Raw genomic sequence first — 19,822 nt, 5'->3', positions numbered from 1 at the left:
AGAGTTCTCGGCTTTTTATAAAAAATAATATGCCTTTAAGAAGATTCATATTCCCTGTTTTCGTTCTTTTTATTCTACTTTCTGTATACTGTACTGCACCATCCTCGAAGCAGGGAACTGCAGCTGTAAAAACGCTCCTTATCAGTCAAAGTGACTCGCTGAATCTTTCTCTGAACCAATTGGATGAAGCTGCCCGTAGGGATGACAGTACTTTATTAAGAAAGCGTTTTCTGGAAACCAGGAATGCCTTTAAAAAAGTAGAATGGTTTTGCGAATATTATATTCCTGGTTTATCCCGGGAAGTGAATGGTCCTCCCTTGCCAGAGATAGAAGTGGAAGAAAATAAACTGGCAGAACCTTCCGGTTTGCAGGTAATCGAAGAACTGATCTATCCGGCTCAGCCTTTGGAAAAAGAAAATTTAAAAAGAGAAATCACCTCTCTGCGGGCAAGCCTGGTCCGGCTTAAGTCGACAATTGATCAGACTGAACTCACAGAAGCACATGTATTTGATGCCTGTAAGCTGGAGATTTTCAGGATTAGCATTACCGGAATCACCGGATTTGATACGCCTTTATCTGGTTCCGGAATTGCCGAATCTGCGGTTTCATTAAAAGCAGTAGCAGCTGTGCTCCGGATGTTTGGAGAAAATAATGCATTGCAAAAGCAAATCGGTCAGGCGGTCGCCTATGTTCAGCAACATCCTGATTTTAATTCTTTTGATCGGGTAACATTCATTAGAAATTATGCGAATGGAATTTCAAAAGGAATTCTGAAATGGCAGAATGAGTTAAAGATCAAACCGCTTGAAACCGAACTGGCATTACATAACAATACGGCAACGCTCTTCGATGAGAATATGTTTAACATCAAACATTTTGTAAACAGTGTTGAAGCCATGCCAAGCCCCGAAAAACTGGCCATTGGAAAAGCTTTATTTAATGATCCTATTGTGTCTGGTTCTGTAAGAACCTGTAATAGCTGTCATAAGCCAGAACTTGCTTTTTCAGACGGATTGGTAAAAAGTCCTTCCCTGACACCAGGAAAGACGGTAAACAGAAATGCGCCTACATTGAAATATGCAGGATTGCAAAATGCTCAATTTTACGACATGCGTTTCAGCAGTCTGGAGAATCAGGCCATGGACGTCATTGCCAACAAAGACGAGATGCATGGTTCTATTGAAGAAGCGGCGAAACGCCTTCAAAAAGACGGACATTACAATGCACTGTTTAAAAAGGCTTTTCCGGCGATGGAAAAGGAGATTAAGCCACGTTTTGTTATGATTGCAATTGCAAGTTACATTCGTTCCCTGAGTCCATTTAATTCCAGATTAGATCAATACATGAGAGGGGATGATCAAAAGATGAACCGGGATGAATTGAAAGGCTTCAATTTATTTATGGGGAAAGCTAAATGTGCTACCTGTCATTTCATGCCTTTGTTTAACGGTACTGCCGGACCTGCTTTTTCCAATACTGAAGGAGAGGTTTTGGGTACCCTAAAAGACCCAAAAGCTAAAACACCTGTAATCGATGCTGATGAAGGCAGGTATAACTGGACAAAAATGGATGTCCTTAAATTTGCTTTTAAGACGCCTACGTTAAGAAATGTTGCTTTGACTGCTCCATATATGCATAATGGTGCATATCAGACCTTAGAAGAGGTAATGGATTTTTATAATAAAGGTGGTGCTGCGGGAATGGGAATTGTACTGGAAAACCAAACACTATCTGCTGATCCGTTAAATCTGAGTAAAAAAGAGATCCAGGATATTATTGCTTTTTTAAAGACGCTGAATGATCAGTGAAAAATAGAGGGCTAAAGGTATGGCCCTCTGTTTTTTATGCCATTACTCCCATTTAAAAACCTTTACCGCAACCGCATAAATTCCAATACCCCAGATCACCATGATCAGGATCTGATGTTTCACATCCCATAATCCAGCGCCTTCGAAGGCGACCTTTCTCATGGCATCATTCAAATAAGTCAAGGGTAATGCCCTGCTGATTGGCTGAAGCCAGCTCGGGAAAGCATCTATAGAGAAAAACGTGCCCGACAGCAAAAACTGGGGCAGGGTAATGATATTGGAAATGGGAGGGATGGTGCTTTCGCTTTTCGCGATTCCGGAAACTACAAAACCGAAACCCATAAAAACGATCAGTCCGATGATGGACAGCAGCAGCATGTTTAATACCGTGACTGCGCCATTGATCAATGTAAAATGGAAAAAGAAATGACCAAGCAGGATAATGAATACTGCACCCAGTAAGGCAAAACCTATCCTTGCTATTCCTTCTCCAAAGACAATACTTGATTTTCTTACCGGAGTGGCAAAGAAACGTTTGATCACCAGGGTCTGACGTAAACTGAAAAAGACGAAAGCAGTTCCAAAAACACCCGTACTTAACAGCGAGAAACCCAATTGTCCCGGCAAGATGAAATCTATTGTGCGGTAAATTCTTCCCTGCACCGTGCTTTCATTTAGCTGCGCTACCGTAGGCATCACATCTTTTGTATTCAAGGTATACATCAGGTTATGAACCACAGATTTCAGGATATTACCTTTATCTATAGAGGCCGAGGTATATTTAATATCAGCCAGGTAGGCCGGTTTTCCGGAAGGATTCTTTTGCACGTCAATTAAGGCATCAATATGACCTTTCTCCAGTCCGGTTTTGATGTCTGCAGCATCTTTATCTTTAATGATGTGGACGACTGAAATTTCCTCCAATGCTTTGATGATTGGGTTTTGAAGGTCAGATCCCGGAGCAATGGCCAGGTCTACTTTTACACCCCCGCCTCCCAGAAATCCGAAGACCAGGATGAACACCAAAGGAAAGGCAAGGGTAAAAACCACTGCCGAAGGGCTACGCATAATCGAACGGAAACTTGCTTTCGCAAGGGCCAGGGTAGCTTTAGTATTATTGTAAGGTTTACTCATGTATATTTTTAATTGTCTTCTCTCCACTCTTTTCCGGTCAGGTTGATGAAAACATCTTCCAGATTGGCTTTTTTAACTTCTTTCTTACGTTCGAAACCGCTGTTGATCAGCTGGTCGATTAAATTGTCCGGAGTATCCAGTGCGATGATCTCTCCACGTTCCACAAAAGCAACACGGTCACATAACTGCTCTGCTTCATCCATATAGTGGGTAGTCAGTACTACTGTTGTCCCGTTATTTCTGATGTCAATGATTAGGTCCCATAGGTTCCGCCGTGCCTGCGGATCAAGTCCGGTAGTCGGTTCATCCAGGAAAATGATCTTCGGAGAATTGATAAGGGTGGTGGCGATGGAGAAACGCTGTTTTTGCCCGCCGGAAAGGGCCTTGTATTTCGCTTTAGCCTTATCCTGAAGGTTTACTTTTTCCAGCATTTCCATTGGCTTGATGTCTACACCATATAGGCCGGAGAACAATTCCATGAGCTCTACCAGGTTGAGGTTTGGGTAATAGCCTGCTGCCTGAAGCTGTACGCCAATGATTCTTTTGATTTTGCTGGCATCTTTATCTACGGAATGTCCATCTACGATAATCTCTCCGGAGGTTTTCTCGCGAAGGGTTTCTATGATTTCTAAAGTGGTGGTTTTTCCTGCTCCGTTTGGGCCAAGGAGGCCGAAGATTTCGTTTTGATATACATCAAAGCTGATGCCTTGTACTGCGGTAAAGTCGTCGTATTTTTTAACGAGGTTCTTTACACTGATAATGGCATTGGGTTTGTCCATGGTATAAATGTAAGAAGGTTTAGAAGAATAGAAAACCTAATCCTTGCTAAACCTTCGAATATGTCGGTAAAATGATGTTTTAATCCGGTTAATCCCTAATTACCAGGCGAGTTCGCCTTTGATCATCTCAATGAAATCATCAAACAGGTAACGTGAATCATGCGGGCCTGGAGAAGACTCCGGGTGATATTGTACAGAGAATGCCTTTTTACCTTTTACCCTGATGCCTTCAATACTCTGGTCATTCAGGTTGATGTGGGTAATCTCAACTTTGTCAGAACTTCTCACTTCTTCCGGAATAACACCGAAACCATGGTTCTGAGAAGTTACTTCACAGTGGTCTTTGATGATGTTTTTTACCGGGTGGTTTAAACCTCTGTGTCCGTTAAACATTTTCATCGTTCCGATTCCGTTCGCTTCTGCCAGTAACTGGTGACCTAAGCAAATTCCGAACAATGGTTTATCCGCAGCTAAGATCTGTTTTACCGTCTCAATTGCATATGGCATTGCCGATGGATCACCGGGGCCATTAGAAATAAAGTAACCGTCGGCACCCCATTTGTCCATTTCTTCAAAGCTTGTTTTAGCCGGGAATACCTGTACATAGATGTCTCTGTCGTCGAAGTTGCGAAGAATGTTCTTTTTAATTCCAAGGTCTAAAGCTGCAATTTTATAAGTTGCATCCGGAGAACCGTAGAAATAAGCCGATTTTGTAGATACCTGAGAAGACAATTCCAGTCCGTCCATAGATGGAACTTCTGCTAACTTGGCTTTCAGCTCTTCAAGATTGGTGATTTCGGAAGAGATAATGGCATTCATTGCACCTTTATGTCTGATATGACGCACCAAAGAGCGGGTGTCGATATCAGAAATTCCTACAATGTTTTCATTTTGAAAATAGTCCTGAATAGATTCAGAAGCTTCTTTACGGCTAAATCCGATGTTGTAGTTCTTACAAACCAGACCTGCAATTTTGATGCTGTCAGATTCTATTTCTTCTCTATGGATTCCATAATTCCCAATATGTGCATTGGTGGTGACCATGATCTGTCCGAAGTAAGAAGGATCAGTGAAAATTTCCTGATATCCTGTCATTCCGGTATTGAAACAGATCTCTCCGGTAGTTGTGCCGATTTTTCCCGCAGCTTTTCCGTAGTAAACGGTGCCATCAGCCAATAACAAGATTGCAGGTAACTTGGTGTAGTTAGTCATTGTGTGTATAAAAATGAGAAATTATGGTGAAAAAAGAGAAAAATGATGGTTTATGTGTGATTTTGATATCACTTCTGTAGTTAACAAATGTGCTGTTAAGTAACCCCTTCATTTCGGGATACAAAGATACGTTTTTGATGATTTAAATCAAGACTTTTTTTAATATTCTGTAGGAGACAAAGGAATCCATTCCCGAATAGGCGGGAGAGGGATCTCCTGATTCTGTCAGAAAATGAATAAATTCGCTTTATTCCGGATGTAAAAACTAATTTTGCCCAAACTAAAATATAAAAACATGTCTGTAAATAAAGAAGTAAAACGGATAACTACCCATATTTTGCAAGCAATGAAGCAACGTGGTGAAAAGATCGCGATGCTAACTGCTTATGACTATTCTATGGCCACCATCCTTGATGATGCCGGCTTAGATGTATTATTGGTTGGAGACTCCGCTTCCAATGTTATGGCGGGACATGAAACTACCTTGCCGATCACGCTGGATCAAATGATCTATCATGCGCAATCTGTGGTAAGGGGAGCTTCCCGTGCTTTAGTCGTAGTTGATCTTCCTTTCGGATCTTATCAGGGAAACTCTAAAGAAGCATTGAGCTCTGCAATCCGAATCATGAAAGAATCGGGTGCACATGCCGTGAAATTGGAAGGCGGAACGGAAATCGTGGAATCTGTACAAAGGATCATCACCGCCGGAATCCCTGTGATGGGACACCTGGGCCTGACTCCTCAGTCTATTTATAAATTCGGAACCTATACCGTAAGGGCAAAAGACGAAGCAGAAGCTGATAAACTAAAAACTGATGCAAAAGCATTGCAGGAAGCAGGATGTTTTGCAGTAGTATTGGAAAAGATTCCGGCAAAACTGGGTAAAGAAGTTTCCGAATTCCTTGATATTCCTACTATAGGAATTGGCGCTGGTCCTGATTGCGACGGACAAGTCCTGGTTGTAAATGACATGATTGGTTTAACAAAAGGATTCAAACCACGCTTTTTGCGTCAGTATATAGACCTGTATGATGGCATTCTAAATGCAGCACAGTCTTATATTAAAGATGTGAAGTCAAATGATTTCCCTAACGAAAAAGAGCAATATTAACCGGAGCTCCAGCTACAAAGATGCCAATAACAGCAAAAGATATACTTTATGAAGACAATCACCTGATCGCGGTATGTAAGCGGGCAGGTGATATTGTCCAGGTAGATGAAACAGGGGATGAACCTCTGGACGAAATGGTTAAAAAATACCTGGCCAAAACCTATAATAAACCAAACAGTGCTTTCCTGGGCGTAGTTCACCGCCTGGACAGACCGGTAAGCGGCGTGATTTTATTTGCCAAAACGAGTAAAGCACTGGAAAGGATGAATGCCGTTTTCAAAAACAGGGAAGTCAAGAAAACCTATTGGGCGGTGGTGAGAAATAAGCCTGCGAAAGCTTCCGGTACCCTCGTACATTGGCTGGTAAAAAACCCGCAGAAAAATGTGGTTACTCCGCACAATGTGGAAGTGGAGGGAAGTCAGCGTTCAGAATTGAGTTACCGCTTAATCGGAGAGCTAAATGGCTATTACCTGATTGAAGTAGACCCGCTCACGGGAAGGTCACACCAGATCCGGGTACAGCTTTCTACTTTAGGTTGTCCGATCGTAGGAGATAATAAATATGGTTATCCGAGGGGAAGCAGAAAGGGAAGCATTTGTTTACATGCCCGCAGACTGCAATTTATCCACCCGGTAAAGAAAGAACCTGTAAATATTTTCGCCAAACTTCCGGTAGACGGATTTTGGGAAAAGTTCGAGAACATGTAAAAACCGTAATTCAGGATAAATACTTTTTGAAGAGTATCCATCCTGAATGGGATTACGATCTAAAAGCGTTTATAATTTAATTGGTTGATTAGGTTTGTTGATTAGTACAATGCGGCAACAGCTGCTTTGTCTTTTGCAGACAATACTGTAGCACCAGATCCACATTGACCGCCATTCATTAATGAAGCAGCATCAGTTCCCGGTACTCCCGGTACATTGATGGCCGAGCTTTCACCAATCGCTGCCCAGTTGGTATGTCTGAAAGAGATGTTATGGCCTAATTCATGACAAATGGTTCTTGCACGCTGAGCAAAACTATTTGGAGCAATATAAGCTTTGTTAATTCTGATCAGGTTACCTGCAAGTCCTCCTGAAGGAAAAGTACCTGAACCACAAACACCGTTTCCAAGATTCACATCTGTAATACGGATATCATAAGGGGCAGAGGTCACTATTCTAAATCTTAACGCTGAACCGGCTACGCCGTTCCATTGAGCAACAGCAGAAGCAATTTCTGCATTCATACTGGTCATAGTTGCATCTGCAAATACTCTGATTGCAGCTGCATTGGCAGGGCTTACTAAAGTACCGGTATAATACTGCTCCAGTTTTGGACTACCGTCCGTAGTTGGAACTTCCATGTCTTTAGGGAAACTGATGTCTCCTTCTACCATGTATTCCGTTCCAAGGTCAACTATACTGCTGGAAGGAAATCCCAGACTGGTAATGTAGTTGAAAACTTTGTCTTTTTTAGCTGCTGGTTCCTGAGCAGCGGGTGCATCTTTGGTTTTAGAGCACGATGAGATCGCCAGTGCAACTAATGCAATGCAAGCGATGTTTTTTAGATTTTTGATCATAATAGGGATGAGGTTAGTTAGATCGTAATAATCTAATATAAGAATATCCCTTTAATAAAAAATGTTGTTAAAAAAATATTTTATTGAATAATACTGAAAATGTATATGTTAATGTTACACTAAGCTGACTGTGTTTTCTCTGTATGAAAAGTGCCATCCCACTCCATTTCCCTCCATATTTTTATTTAAACTGAGATTTTGTTTTTTTTAGGAAGGACAACCAGCAGAAAAATGTCCCTGTATTGTACTTTGAAATTTTTTATTTTTTAATTCGACAATCTGGTTGATTATTAGGGATATATGGCTGAATTAATCTTGTTTGTGATTGTTTATTTTTAGTTAATTAACCTATTGTAAACCAAATTATTAAACGATTATGAAATTAATGCCCTTATGGAGCGCAGCACTGCTCTTGTCTTTTTTTCAATTGTCCTGTAAAAAGAGTGAAAACCCGCTAAGCCCCCGGGAGCAGGTCGCTGCAAAGGCACAGATGTCTGGCCAGGAAGTTGGAATAAGTTCTTTGACTACCGGATGGACACTCACACCTTATACTTATAACATCCAGACCCCTCACGACCTCCCGCAGTCAGACCGTTATACCTATTCGGCTGGGCAGCATACGTTCTGGATCTATCCTGACGACAGCCCGCATACCCCATCCAGCAATACCGGGCCAAGGTCTGAGTTCAGGATGAAAAATGACTACCTGCTGGGAAAACACCAGTTTGAAGGAGATGTGTACATTGTTCCGGGTTCAACAGGAACGGATGTCATGCAGGTTTTTGGCGGGGTAACCAATTCGACCTCTTTTATGATGAAAGTGTTCTCTGCGAATAACGGCACCTTGAAGCGCTATGGCAGTCAGACGCTGATGACCAATGTATACAGCCGATGGATCCATGTAAACGTACAGCATGATGCCGACAATGGTAAAATCTATGTGTATCTCGATAATGCACATGTCGGTACCTTTGACGACCGCGGACAAGCTACCCATTACTTTAAATGTGGAACCTATAACATCGAAGGCAACCGCTCGGAAACCCGTTGGAAAAACATCAAATACTGGAAGAACGGCCCGATCGGGGTTCTTTAAAAAAGAAAGGGCTTTCCGATGAGGGGAACCCTTTCTTTTTATTTACAATCTACCGGATTAAAGGTAAAGTGGTCGTCGAACTTCAGCTTGGCACGGCTTACAAAGGTAAATTTGCCGCTTTGTTCTTTCATTTCCCCATAGCCCTCATAGAGCTTTCCGTCCTTTTTCAGAAAGACCACCTGTCTTACCGACCTCAACCCTTCAGAATCAAAGGTATAGTCTGCGATGATGGTATCTCCCTTTATTTCCCCTGCAATTGTTCCATTGTTCAGGTCCTTCTGGAAGATGTTATAACGGAGCGTCCCGGTCAGTTCTTCTCCTTTGATCTGGAGCTTTATAGAAGCTGTATCCTTCTTGTTGGCATATAAATAACAGTTGCTACTGTTTTCAGGAACCGGATTGGTTGGACTGAAAGTCGTATCCAGTGCAATCATTCCGGTAGTATCTTTGGCCTTCTTTTCCGTTTCGTTACTGGTACAGGAGGCCAGCATTGTGGCCATTCCTGCAAATAAGAAAAAAGCTTTTTTCATCATTAATGGAGTTTATTCCTGAAAATGCTGCAATAGCCTTGCCAAAAAAGCAAAAAAAAGCCCTGCGATGTGCAGGGCTCTGAGATTAGTTGGATCGCGTGTTACTTTTCCAGGAATAAGTTCCGGCAGAACCTGCAGGAAGACTGGTTGTAACGACCATTCCATTGTATTTGATATGGAAGGTCTGAGGACTTGCACTGGTGTTCATCGCAATCAATACGATTTTTCCTTCAGGGGTTTTAAATGCAACATTCTGAATGTTGTCCTGTTGGTTGGAAGAAACGCGGACTGAACCAGGGCTCACAAATTTTGAAGCATGACCGATCACATAATAGGCCACATTTCTGCTGACATCTTTGCCGATCGTGATCGCGCCCAGACAGCTGGTGCACCCACCATCAGGGGTAAAGGGACGGTACTGTGGATCTGCAGCTAAATTCCATTCCAGAACGGTTTTACTCCAGTTGCGGGTTGCCCCAACCACTAAAGTGGATACATGCCATTTCAGGTCTTCAGCGAAATTTCCGGGACCACCTACCCATTGCTCTGTGAAGTACAGATTCTTGTCAGGATGTGCTTCCTGCACTTTTGATAAGGCAGAAATGTTTCCTCCATAAAGGTGAAAAGCAGAACCATCAATGTATTTATTTGCTGCCGGATCATTCAGTACTGTGATCGGATAATCAGGGCGATCTGCATTGTGGTCATAAATAATGATTTTGGTTTTGATCCCTGCCGATTCAAATACAGGACCAAGGGCATTTTTGATGAAATTGGTTTGATCTTCAGGAGTCATATACATGCTCGGATTGTTTCCCGGATGCAATGGCTCATTTTGAATAGTTATTGCGTCTATGACGATCCCTTGTGCCTTCATCGCCTCGATATATTTGACGAAGTATCTGGCATAAGCCTGATAATATTCCGGCTTTAAGCTTCCGCCACGATAAGCCTGATTGTCTTTCATCCAGGTAGGCGCCGTCCATGGAGAGCCCATGATCTTAATTTTTGGATTGATGGCGATGATCTGTTTCAAAACAGGAACGAGGTCAGTCATTTCCTTAGCGATAGAAAACTGCTTCAAATCAGGGTCGCTTTGTCCTGCAGGCATTTCATTATAGGTGAAGGTCTCTGCACTAAGATCGGAAGCACCAATGCTCAGCCTGAGGTAGCTGATGCCAATTCCATTACCTGCAGTAGAGAACAGCTCTTTTAGTAAAGCCGCTTTTTCAGCTTTGGGAAGCCCGTTGATCAGGCTGGCACTGCCACCGGTTAAGGTATAGCCAAAACCATCAATCGTTTGAAAAGTTTTGGTATCATCCACTACGACTGTCGTTCCGGTTTTCATAGCGGTATTAAAGAACATCGGTACATTTTGTCGCTGTAGCAGGGCTGATTTATCACCGTTCGTTAACCAGAATTCCACTTGTGTGTTTACTGGTTTTTCGGATTTACTGTTGTCGCCGCCATTTTCAGCACCTTTTTTTGTGGCACATGAACTTAGGGCAAGGGCAATCAGTACGCTTATATTGAGTAATTTCATAAGGATTTATGCTGCTGAATTAAGGGATATAATTAAAGTTTACTTTCTGGTCTGCGATCTGAAGGGTAAATTCTCCTGCTTCGGTAACGAGTTTATTCTCGGTGTTGATAAAGCCAATGTCTGCTGCATCGATTTTAAAAGTTACCGTTTTCGTCTCACCCGCTTTCAGTTCGATCTTCTCAAATCCTCTTAAACGTTTCACATCAGGAGTAATTAAAGTAGCCACTAAATCTGAAGTAAACAGGAGGACAGTCTCTTTTCCATCCACTTTACCTGTATTGCTCACATTTACAGTGATCGTCAGGCTTTCTCCTTTTTTAAGGGTATTGCTGCTCAGTTTCAACTGGTCATATTTGAAGGTCGTGTAACTTAAACCATGACCGAAAATATATTGAGGGTTATAATCCGAATCGTAGTTGTAAACACCTTCTGTAGTTCCTTTAGATTCTGATGGCTTATGGTAGTACGTGAACAAGGCGTTAGGGAATTGCGGATAAGTATAGGGAAGTTTTCCGGAAGGGTTAACCTCACCATATAAAACAGCTGTAAGGGCATCACCACCAAAGTTTCCCGGAAGGTAAGTCTGTACAATTGCATTCATTTTTTTCTCAAATTTGCTGATCACACGTGGTCTTCCTTCATTCAGAACGAGGATCACCTTCTTACCTGTGGCAGCCAGTTTCTGAGCGAGTTCTGTTTGCAGGTCGGACAGGTAAAGATCGTTCATGTTTCCCGGCGATTCTGTATAGGAGTTCTCTCCAAGACACAATACAATCACATCTGCATTTTTGGCTGCAGCAATGGTTTCGTCCATTTTGTCTGCATATTCGTCGTAATATTTGCCATCCATTTTATAGCTTACACCAGGCAGGTAGTTCACATTTTCTTTTCCTGCTTTAAGTTGCAATGCTTCCAGAATGGTATTGTATCTCGCGGCAAATTCTTCCACTTTTTCTCCCTGCCATGAATAGGTCCATGCTCCGTTTAAGGTTCTCATAGAATTGGCATTAGGACCGGTAACCAGGATTTTTGTTCCTTTGGCCAATGGAAGGAGCTGATCAGTGTTTTTCAACAAAGTGATCGATTCTGCTGCGGTTTGATAAGCAGCCTGCTCAAATTCCTTACTTCCGAATTTTGGATAGTCTTTAGGATTGGTGGTTGGTTTTTCAAAAAGGTTCAGTTCGTATTTTACCCACAGGATTCTTCTCACTGCATCATCAATACGCGATTCTTTTACTTTTCCTTCTTTCACCAATGCAATCAGGTTATCGCAGAAAGTCTCGTAATTGTAGGCAATCATAGACATGTCGATCCCGGCATTGATGGCAATCATGATCGCTTCTTTATCGTCTTTGGCAATGCGGTCTCTTTTGTAAAGGTTTTCGATATCTCCCCAATCTGTTACCACCAGGCCTTTGAAGTTCAGTTCTTCTTTCAACAGTTCTGTAAGGATATGATAGTTCGCATGAACGGGAACACCGTTGATGATTCCTGAATTGATCATAATGGTTTTTGCACCAGCATCAATTGCCGCTTTAAAAGGAGGCAGGTGGTACTCTCTCAGTGCCTGGTCTGAGATAAATGCAGGGGTTCTGTCTTTACCTGAAACAGATACCTGATAACCCAGGAAGTGTTTGATCGAAGAAGCTACTTTTTCCGGATGTGCTACTCTTCCGTCTTCTCCTTCATAACCTTTTACTGCGGCAACACCCAGTTCTTTGATCAGGTAGGGATCTTCACCAAAGCTTTCCCATTGACGCGGGAAGCGCGGGTCTGCACCAAGATCAAGCAAAGGGGCAAAGTTCCATGGAATAGAACTTGCACGGGTCTCATAAGCAGTAATCGAAGCACCATTTTTAACCAGTGAACGGTTAAAAGTTGCGGCTTGTCCGATTTGCTGCGGGAACATCGTTGCACCAACGGTATAAGTGGCACCATGAATTTCATCCACACCATAAATCACAGGGATCTTGTTCGGCGTTTGTTTCATCGCCACGTTCTGGATCTTACTGATGATGTTATACCAGACCTGTGGTGTTCTCGCCCTGTTATTTGAGGTATTCAGGACCGAGCCTACATGGTATTTTACCAGGACTCTTTGTAATTCTTTTTCATCTAAACCAAACGGCTCATCGCTTTCAAAACGCCCTTTTCCTTTACCAATTACATCCAGGGTGATTTGAGCCATTTGTCCGACTTTCTCTTCGAGGCTCATCTTTTTCAGCAGGCTTTCCACTTTCGCCTGGTTATTCGTTTGGGCAATGGCTGTACCTAAGCAGCCGGATAGGAGCAATAAAGAAAGGGTTCTTTTTAATTTCATGTTGTGTGTTTAAAAAAGAGGAGCGCCGGAATTGAAGCGCTCCCCCCGGAATTTTATTTATTGATATTCGGATTTCTGTCGATTTCTTTCTGCGGAACCGGCAGTTGAAGATTTGCATTGGTAATGTTGTAGTTGAGTGATCCCCCCGAGCCATCTTTTTGTGCGTTCATCACCGCTACAGCTCTGTTGGTACGGATGAGGTCGAACCACCTGTGGCCTTCAAATGCCAGCTCCAGGCGACGTTCTTTTTCAATAGCCAAACGCATGTCAGCCTGATTTGCAGCAGGAGTTCCCAAAAGGTTAACGCGGCCTCTGATCTGATCTACCAGTACTTTGGATTGCGCCCATCCTCCGGCACTGATCTCGTTTAGCGCTTCGGCTTTCAGCAGGATAATATCTGCCAGACGGATGATATAACTATCTGTTTTATCATCCAGTCTGTATTTGTTGATAAACGGATAATTGTTTTTTGACCAGTAAATATCTGCCCAGCCTTCTGTTGCGACATTCTTAAAGGTAATGCTGGAGTTTTTACGAACCACATCGCCTTCGTCGTCAAATGCCTTTACCAGGTCATTTGTTGGGGTACAGAACCTTTTCCATCCGGAACCGATCAGCAAGCCCGGCATCCAGTTTCCACGTCCCAGAGGACCTCCCCATCCGTCGTACTGCATTTCCCAGATGGCTTCTGAATTGTTTTTATTGGTACCGGAAAACAGGCCGTCATAACTGCCAAACAGGCTGTAACCTCCGTTAATGGTCGCATCAGTATATTGGCTTACTTTGTTCCAGTCAGGATTTGGTTTAGTTGCGTATACTTTAGCAAGCAAGGCATTGGCAACACCCTTGGTGATGATCCCTTTGTGAGGGGCAGTGGTCCTCGTATTGGCCAGGGCGAATTCAAGGTCTTTAATGATCTGGGCATATACCTGATCTACACTTGATTTCGGTGCCTGCATCTCCGCCAGGTTAGTGGCCGATTTCAGTACCAATGGTACCGGGCCCCAGAGGCGGACAAGATTGAAGTAATAATAAGCCCTCAGGCCAGCAGCCTCTCCCAGAATCTGATTGCGCCTGTCGCCTTTATCCAGCTCAGGATCCTTGATGTTCGGTACATTTTCCAGTACTTCGTTCGCATCTTTAATGTTGCTGTAGAAACCTTTCCAGTCTCTTTCTACCACTTCATTGGTAGAAATGGCTTTAAAAAGATCAAGGTCATTGATGTTCGCATTGTCTCCTCCTGCGTAAGCATTGTCTGCACTCACGTCTCCGTTAATCATATAATCCCAGATATTGGCATCATTGTACATGCTCCCGTAGGCACCTGCAAGCAATTTTTCTGCGCCTGCCAGGTCCACAAAAGCCACATCTCCGGTGACCTGGTTGAAAGGTTTTTTATCAAGGAAATCTTTTTTACAGGCAGACTGAACACTAATGGTAATGGCCGCTGCTGTGAGGATAGAATATAATTTAATTTTCATGATGTTCTAATATTTAAAATCCAACATTTACACCAAACAGAAAGCTCCTGCTTTGTGGATAGGTTCCATAATCTACGCCCATCTGCGGACCATTTGAACTGTATTGGTTCACCTCAGGATCCAGTCCCTTGTATTTGGTGAAGGTGAGGATGTTGTAGCCTGTTGCAAATAGCGTTAATTTGCTCATCTTCAGTTTTCCCAGCGATGCTGCTCCGAAATTGTAAGACAAGGTGGCTGTTTTCAGTCGCAGGTAAGAAGCATTTTCTACAAATCTGCTGGAGGTTAGTGAGTTGTTGACATCATCTTTTACAGCTTTAGGGATATTCGTATTGGTATTTGAAGGTGTCCATCTGTTCAATACTTTATCAGATTGGTTTTTGGCGTCAATCATTCCTTCCAGGTCAATTCCTGAAGCATTGAACAACTGATTGCCCTGTACCCCCTGGAAGAAGATGTTTAATCCAAAATTTCCATAAGTCAGGTTGTTGGTGATACCATAAGTGAAATCCGGTTGTGCGGAACCAATAAAGGTTCTGTCGTTCGCATCAATTTTGTGATCCCCGTTTAGGTCCGCATAGGTGGCCATTCCGGTTTCAGGATTAACTCCTGTAAACTGATATCCATAAAAGCTTCCCAATGGCATCCCTTTTACTACACGCACTGCGGATGTACGTCTGGCAATTGGTGCGAAATCAAGAGATGGGGTTGTTTCCCCAAGACTGGTAACTTTGTTCTTATTGAATGAGATGTTCAAATCCGTAGACCAGGTAAATTTCTTCCTGTCAAAGTTTTTGGTGGATAGGGTAAATTCCAATCCTTTATTCTCCATGGAGCCAATGTTAAAGGCCTGTTCTACAAAGCCTGAAGAAAGTGGAAGTTGCACATTGATCAGCAGGTCGTCTGTTTTCTTTAAGTAAGCATCTGCGGTAAAGGTTACCCTGTTATTGAACATCGTTAAATCCAGACCAATATTTGTCTGAGTTGTTGTTTCCCAGGCAAGGTCTTTGTTCTCCGGGTTTTTCAGGGTATAGGTGTTTTGGGCATTGATCTCATACAATTTCATATAAGAATAATCGCCGATTCCTTCGTCGTTACCCACTTTACCCCAGCTTCCCCTGATTTTTAAGTCGTTAATGGTTTTGCTGTCTTTCAGGAAATTCTCTCCGGAAATTCTCCAGCCAGCAGAAGCCGATGGGAAGTAACCAAACTGATTGTTTTTGCTAAAACGTGAGGAACCATCTGCTCTGAAATTCGTGCTGAATAGATATTTGCTGTCGTAAGCATAAGTAATCCTCGCCAGATAAGATTGTTTGGCCCATTGTGCCCTCTTTGGAATCGTTGGCGATACCGAAGGCTTTTGTGGTATGGTACCTGTCAGGTCAAAGAACCTGGTCTCCTGGTAGTCATTGTATTTATAATCGGATTCCTGAATGGTGTAACCTGCGGTTGCGCCGAAAGCATTTTTTCCAAAATCTTTTTTATAGTTCAGGATATTCTCATTTAGCCATACATTATCACGGGTATGGTTGTTTCTGTAGATTCCGCGTTCCTGACGTCCATAAGTAGTTTTGAAGGCATCGAGGGAATAATCATAGAAATTCTTGTTTAAATTGGTACTGATGGTAGATTTAAAAGAGAGGTCTTTTGTAAAGTTCAGCTCTCCGCTAAACGCACCGATAAACCTGAAATTGCGGGTTTTGTTTTTTGCACCAAAAGCCAGGGCTATAGGATTGTCCCATCCTCCTGCATTTGGCAATGTGGTATAGGTGCCATCAGGATTGTAAACTCCTATGGTGGAAGGCGTATTCAGGGCGGATAAGATCACACCTCCATTGGCAACGCCATTGTTGTCAGATACATCAATCGAATTTCTGGAAGTCAATGCTGCATTAGCGCTGAATTTCAACCATGAGGTTGCCTTTTGAGATCCGTTGAAATTGAGGGTATACCGGTCCAGTTTAGCCGGAGCAACGACACCTTTATCCTGCTGATAACCCGAAGACAGGTAATACTGACCTCCCTTACCGCCACCGGAAATCGCTACCTGATACTGGTTTTGTGTTCCCGTGCCAAAGGTTTCTTTTTGCCAGTCGGTATTGCTGTCTCCGCCAAAGGTGGTATAACCCAGTTCTTTCTGCAGCGTAATGTATTGCTCATTGTTCAATACTTTTTGCTTGCGCCAGAAGTTCGAAAATCCGGTAAAAGCATTAAAGTCTACTTTCACTTTTCCTGAAGTTCCTTTCTTGGTTGTGATCAATACCACACCGTTTGCACCGCTTGATCCATAAATGGCGGCTGCGGAAGCATCTTTCAGAATGGTTAGCGACTCAATGTCATTGGGGTTCAGGAAACCTGCTGTTCTGGAGGTAATCCCGTCAATTACGTATAAAGGACTGTTAGAAGCAGTAATAGAGGTATTCCCACGAATGCTAATGGTAATGTCTGAACCTGGTTTACCGGATTGTGAGCTGACCTGTACACCTGCTGCTTTACCTTGAACAGCCTGTAACGGGCTCGTGATCGGTTGATTCTTAAGGTCTTTTGAAGTAATGGTGGTGACTGCTGTAGTCAGGTCTTTCTTGGTTTGTGTTCCGTAGCCGACCACAATGACTTCATTGAGTTGGTTATTGTCTTCACTGAGATTGATGTTTAACTGGGTTCTGTTCCCTACAGCTTCTTCAACCGTTTTATAACCGATAAAAGAAAAGGTTAAGGTCGCATTTGCAGCTGCACTTAAGGAGTAGGTTCCGTCGGCGTTGGTGATCGCTCCTTTACTGGTTCCCTTTACTTTAACAGAAACCCCCGGAAGTGGCAAACCCTGATGGTCTTTTACCGCTCCTTTGATGTTGAGTTCCTGCGCCATACTGATGGAGATGCCACAGAGCAGACAGAGGATGAAAAGAGTAAACTTTTTTCTCATAATTTTTGCTTTAGTTTAATTGAATTTGATGTGATAAAGTTAAGGTTCCTTTAGTGTTAAATCCTAGTAAATGAGTTGATTTATTTTATGTAAATAACTGATAATTAGGTTGTTGTGTTGGTTTTGATACGCTTTGGTACCCTAGCCTGAGATGAGCCTAAGTGCTGATATACAGTGGATAGAGTTATAAGTAAGCCGGGAACAGATGCCGGGCATGATACGCTTAAGTACCCCTGTCTTTTTCTTGTCAAAAAAAATGCGCAGAGGTTAGAAAATACAATAAAATTGGGTGTTTGAACGGTTTTCAGGTCTTTTTAGTCGAGCACCAGGAGACTCCAGCCGTTTTTATTTGCTTTTTTAAGCTGGGTTTTTCGCTCTTCCATCACCTGTTTTATTCTGGAACCATAGGTCCAGCAAGTGCTTTGCCGGATGCCTAAAATCTCGGATAATTTATGGGAGGAAATCTTACCCTTCGAAGAGAAAATCAGGAAGACCATGTAAAAGGCTTTCACGATCGGAATCCGGGTATTGTGGAAAATGGTATAGGTCGTCACCGACTCTTCATAACTGCATTTGCTGCAGCGTCGGCTATAGGCAATATGTCCGCTGTAATAATGGTCGTTCTTACACTTTCTGCAGGTGTACCCATCTTTCCATTTGAGCTCGGAAAGGAATAAATTACAGCTTTCTTTGTCAGGATAGATCTTGCTGAATTCTTCGAAATCCACATCTGCCGACATGACCCGGTCGCGGGTCACTTTCTCCACATTGGTCTGCAGTTCCTGGTTGTCCTGTTCCAGTAAGGTATTCATTCTGGAAATCTCTTCCGCCTGCTGCTTCAACAGGTCATTTGCCTCCTGCAGTTCCCCGTTCTTGGCTTCAATGATCAATGATTTATGAAAAACCTCTCTGGTTCGCTCCTGAACCTGACTTTCGAGCTCTTCATTCAGGCTGTCTTTTAACTTCGCATTCAGGGCCATCTGACGGATCATCTGCCGCTGTACCTTATCTTTCTTCTTTTTAAGAATGCTGACCTTATCGCCGATCGCAAAAGAAAGAAAGACCATTTCCAGGACAAAACAAAAGCTGAGGCTATAATAGCTGATGACACCGAAATTTAAGGCATCAAAGCCCAGCATGATTAAAAACTTAAGAAGAAATCCCGCGAAAAGGAAGCTATACCCCAAAACAAAGAAACGCGCAGGAAGATATCCTTGTTTGTAAATGTAGATTCCGGTAAAAAAGGCAACGGACAGGGGAACGGCATCAATAAACTTATAGTTGAACAGATTCTGGTTGAAGGCCAGGCAATATAAAAACCAAATCGTCCGGATGCCGATAACAAGCAGGATCAGCTGATTGAGTTTCGGTGCCTTGGATTTGACAAACAACAGTTCCCGGGTAAAGAGCAAAGCAAAAATGCTGACGGCATAAAGGGAGAAAGCATAAGCCGTCTGGTTCCAGACCGGATGGTTAGGCCAGAGGTACTGGTAGGCAATCCCGTCTGTACTCATCTCAAAAAAGCCCACGCTCAGGTTGTAAAGCACATAATACAGGTATTGCTTTTGGCGCATGGCGATAAACATAATCAGGTTGTAAAAACTGAACACCAGGATCATTCCATAGAAAATGCCGAAATAGAAGTATTCATCTACCGCATAAGAGATAAACCAGTCCACAGAACGAAGTACAATGATGGCATCACCAATCTGTGAAGACTGAATCTTGAAATAGTAAGTCTGCACCTCATCACTATTGTTGGAGAGATAAAACTCAAAATTCTTATGCTGCAGCCTGCGCTTCTCAAAATTAAAGCGGTCGCCAAACTCCCTGATCTTGTAACTTCCATCTTGCTGTGGAATATAGGCGGTTACATGGTCCAGGGTCTGGTCAAAAAACTCCAGGAGAAAATATTTCTCCGCTTTGCTGTTGTGTTTTATTTTAATCCTGAACCAATAAGGGGAATTCAGCTGAATGGTCTGTGGGGTACTCCGCTTACTGGCAGTAAATCTTTTATCGTATGCTTTACTGTGAATCTGTTCAAAACTGAGCGTATTCCCCGGATCGTGAAGCATTTCAATCTGCTTAAAGGAAAAAATATGCTGGTCAATCTGATCGCTTATGGTAACCACTTCCTGCGCTCCTGAATGTTTGCCCGGCAAGAGAAAAAGCATCAGGAAAACAACTTTGCAGCGGAATAAGAATTTTGAAGACATGCGGTTACGGAGAAACTAAAGGTAATAGATGCCGCCAAAGATCGGAAGAATTTTTCTTCTTCTTCCACCTGTTGCCCGAGAAAAGCTGTTTCAGCAAGAATCAGATTT

Annotated in this window: 14 protein-coding genes; 4 read left to right on the top strand and 10 right to left on the bottom strand. The window is 42.8% G+C overall.

The features are described from left to right. Positions 1–29 precede the first annotated feature (29 nt). Positions 30–1,808 (top strand): cytochrome-c peroxidase, encoded by a 1,779-nt coding sequence (locus DBR43_RS12000; RefSeq protein ID WP_124581147.1) that lies wholly within the window; start codon positions 30–32, stop codon positions 1,806–1,808. Positions 1,809–1,850: 42 nt separating this feature from the next. Here DBR43_RS12000 and DBR43_RS11995 read toward each other — a convergent pair whose 3' ends face one another. The 3 genes from DBR43_RS11995 to carA all read right to left on the bottom strand — a co-directional run bounded on the left by DBR43_RS11995 (position 1,851) and on the right by carA (position 4,933). Next, positions 1,851–2,942 (bottom strand): ABC transporter permease, encoded by a 1,092-nt coding sequence (locus DBR43_RS11995; protein ID WP_124581145.1) that lies wholly within the window; start codon positions 2,940–2,942, stop codon positions 1,851–1,853. A gap of 8 nt (positions 2,943–2,950) precedes the next feature. Beyond that, on the bottom strand, positions 2,951–3,721 hold the full coding sequence (locus DBR43_RS11990) for an ABC transporter ATP-binding protein (RefSeq protein WP_124581143.1): 771 nt from the start codon (positions 3,719–3,721) through the stop codon (positions 2,951–2,953). A 99-nt stretch (positions 3,722–3,820) separates the two neighbouring features. Next, positions 3,821–4,933 (bottom strand): glutamine-hydrolyzing carbamoyl-phosphate synthase small subunit, encoded by a 1,113-nt coding sequence (carA, locus tag DBR43_RS11985; protein ID WP_124581141.1) that lies wholly within the window; start codon positions 4,931–4,933, stop codon positions 3,821–3,823. A gap of 295 nt (positions 4,934–5,228) precedes the next feature. On the opposite strand from carA, the gene panB reads away from it, so the two are divergent. Both panB and DBR43_RS11975 read left to right on the top strand, forming a co-directional pair. After that, a complete protein-coding gene (gene panB, locus DBR43_RS11980; RefSeq protein ID WP_124581139.1) occupies positions 5,229–6,044 on the top strand; it encodes a 3-methyl-2-oxobutanoate hydroxymethyltransferase in 816 nt (271 codons plus the stop codon). Positions 6,045–6,064: 20 nt separating this feature from the next. Continuing rightward, positions 6,065–6,751 carry an RluA family pseudouridine synthase gene (locus tag DBR43_RS11975; RefSeq protein WP_124581137.1) on the top strand — a complete coding sequence of 229 codons (687 nt, stop codon included), beginning with the start codon at positions 6,065–6,067 and terminating at the stop codon, positions 6,749–6,751. 101 nt (positions 6,752–6,852) lie between these two features. On the opposite strand, the gene DBR43_RS11970 is transcribed toward DBR43_RS11975, so the two are convergent. Further along, positions 6,853–7,608, bottom strand: coding sequence for a M57 family metalloprotease (locus DBR43_RS11970; RefSeq protein WP_124581136.1), 756 nt, complete (start codon positions 7,606–7,608; stop codon positions 6,853–6,855). A gap of 376 nt (positions 7,609–7,984) precedes the next feature. Here DBR43_RS11970 and DBR43_RS11965 point away from each other — a divergent pair, with 376 nt between their 5' ends. Continuing rightward, positions 7,985–8,704: a polysaccharide lyase family 7 protein gene (locus DBR43_RS11965; RefSeq protein WP_124581134.1), complete on the top strand. Its 720-nt coding sequence runs from the start codon at positions 7,985–7,987 to the stop codon at positions 8,702–8,704. A gap of 38 nt (positions 8,705–8,742) precedes the next feature. Here DBR43_RS11965 and DBR43_RS11960 read toward each other — a convergent pair whose 3' ends face one another. From DBR43_RS11960 to DBR43_RS11935, 6 genes are all read right to left on the bottom strand, one after another. Next, complete coding sequence (locus tag DBR43_RS11960) at positions 8,743–9,237, bottom strand: hypothetical protein (protein WP_233602955.1); 495 nt, start codon at positions 9,235–9,237, stop codon at positions 8,743–8,745. A gap of 82 nt (positions 9,238–9,319) precedes the next feature. Further along, complete coding sequence (locus tag DBR43_RS11955) at positions 9,320–10,777, bottom strand: glycoside hydrolase family 30 protein (protein ID WP_124581132.1); 1,458 nt, start codon at positions 10,775–10,777, stop codon at positions 9,320–9,322. A 19-nt stretch (positions 10,778–10,796) separates the two neighbouring features. Beyond that, positions 10,797–13,097, bottom strand: a complete 2,301-nt coding sequence (locus DBR43_RS11950; protein WP_124581130.1) for a glycoside hydrolase family 3 N-terminal domain-containing protein — start codon at positions 13,095–13,097, stop codon at positions 10,797–10,799. 53 nt (positions 13,098–13,150) lie between these two features. After that, entirely contained in the window at positions 13,151–14,578 is a 1,428-nt protein-coding gene (locus DBR43_RS11945; protein ID WP_124581128.1) for a RagB/SusD family nutrient uptake outer membrane protein, read from the bottom strand. A 13-nt stretch (positions 14,579–14,591) separates the two neighbouring features. Continuing rightward, positions 14,592–17,498: a SusC/RagA family TonB-linked outer membrane protein gene (locus tag DBR43_RS11940; protein ID WP_124581126.1), complete on the bottom strand. Its 2,907-nt coding sequence runs from the start codon at positions 17,496–17,498 to the stop codon at positions 14,592–14,594. A 314-nt stretch (positions 17,499–17,812) separates the two neighbouring features. Next, positions 17,813–19,714: a 7TM diverse intracellular signaling domain-containing protein gene (locus DBR43_RS11935; protein WP_124581124.1), complete on the bottom strand. Its 1,902-nt coding sequence runs from the start codon at positions 19,712–19,714 to the stop codon at positions 17,813–17,815. Between the last annotated feature and the right edge of the window lie 108 nt (positions 19,715–19,822).

The sequence above is a fragment of the Pedobacter sp. KBW06 genome (genome assembly GCF_003852525.1).
GTDB lineage: Bacteria > Bacteroidota > Bacteroidia > Sphingobacteriales > Sphingobacteriaceae > Pedobacter.
The sequence above is the reverse complement of the archived record's forward strand: the minus strand, read 5'-3'. Positions and strand labels throughout refer to the sequence as shown.

What these genes read in the sequence shown, in the direction of transcription:
- DBR43_RS11945 (WP_124581128.1), bottom strand. Translation starts at nt 14,578, where the DNA reads ATGAAAATTAAATTATATTCTATCCTCACAGCAGCGGCCATTACCATT.
- DBR43_RS11960 (WP_233602955.1), bottom strand. Translation starts at nt 9,237, where the DNA reads ATGATGAAAAAAGCTTTTTTCTTATTTGCAGGAATGGCCACAATGCTG.
- DBR43_RS11995 (WP_124581145.1), bottom strand. Translation starts at nt 2,942, where the DNA reads ATGAGTAAACCTTACAATAATACTAAAGCTACCCTGGCCCTTGCGAAA.
- DBR43_RS11935 (WP_124581124.1), bottom strand. Translation starts at nt 19,714, where the DNA reads ATGTCTTCAAAATTCTTATTCCGCTGCAAAGTTGTTTTCCTGATGCTT.
- DBR43_RS11970 (WP_124581136.1), bottom strand. Translation starts at nt 7,608, where the DNA reads ATGATCAAAAATCTAAAAAACATCGCTTGCATTGCATTAGTTGCACTG.
- carA (WP_124581141.1), bottom strand. Translation starts at nt 4,933, where the DNA reads ATGACTAACTACACCAAGTTACCTGCAATCTTGTTATTGGCTGATGGC.
- DBR43_RS11940 (WP_124581126.1), bottom strand. Translation starts at nt 17,498, where the DNA reads ATGAGAAAAAAGTTTACTCTTTTCATCCTCTGTCTGCTCTGTGGCATC.
- panB (WP_124581139.1), top strand. Translation starts at nt 5,229, where the DNA reads ATGTCTGTAAATAAAGAAGTAAAACGGATAACTACCCATATTTTGCAA.
- DBR43_RS11955 (WP_124581132.1), bottom strand. Translation starts at nt 10,777, where the DNA reads ATGAAATTACTCAATATAAGCGTACTGATTGCCCTTGCCCTAAGTTCA.
- DBR43_RS11990 (WP_124581143.1), bottom strand. Translation starts at nt 3,721, where the DNA reads ATGGACAAACCCAATGCCATTATCAGTGTAAAGAACCTCGTTAAAAAA.
- DBR43_RS11950 (WP_124581130.1), bottom strand. Translation starts at nt 13,097, where the DNA reads ATGAAATTAAAAAGAACCCTTTCTTTATTGCTCCTATCCGGCTGCTTA.
- DBR43_RS11975 (WP_124581137.1), top strand. Translation starts at nt 6,065, where the DNA reads ATGCCAATAACAGCAAAAGATATACTTTATGAAGACAATCACCTGATC.
- DBR43_RS11965 (WP_124581134.1), top strand. Translation starts at nt 7,985, where the DNA reads ATGAAATTAATGCCCTTATGGAGCGCAGCACTGCTCTTGTCTTTTTTT.
- DBR43_RS12000 (WP_124581147.1), top strand. Translation starts at nt 30, where the DNA reads ATGCCTTTAAGAAGATTCATATTCCCTGTTTTCGTTCTTTTTATTCTA.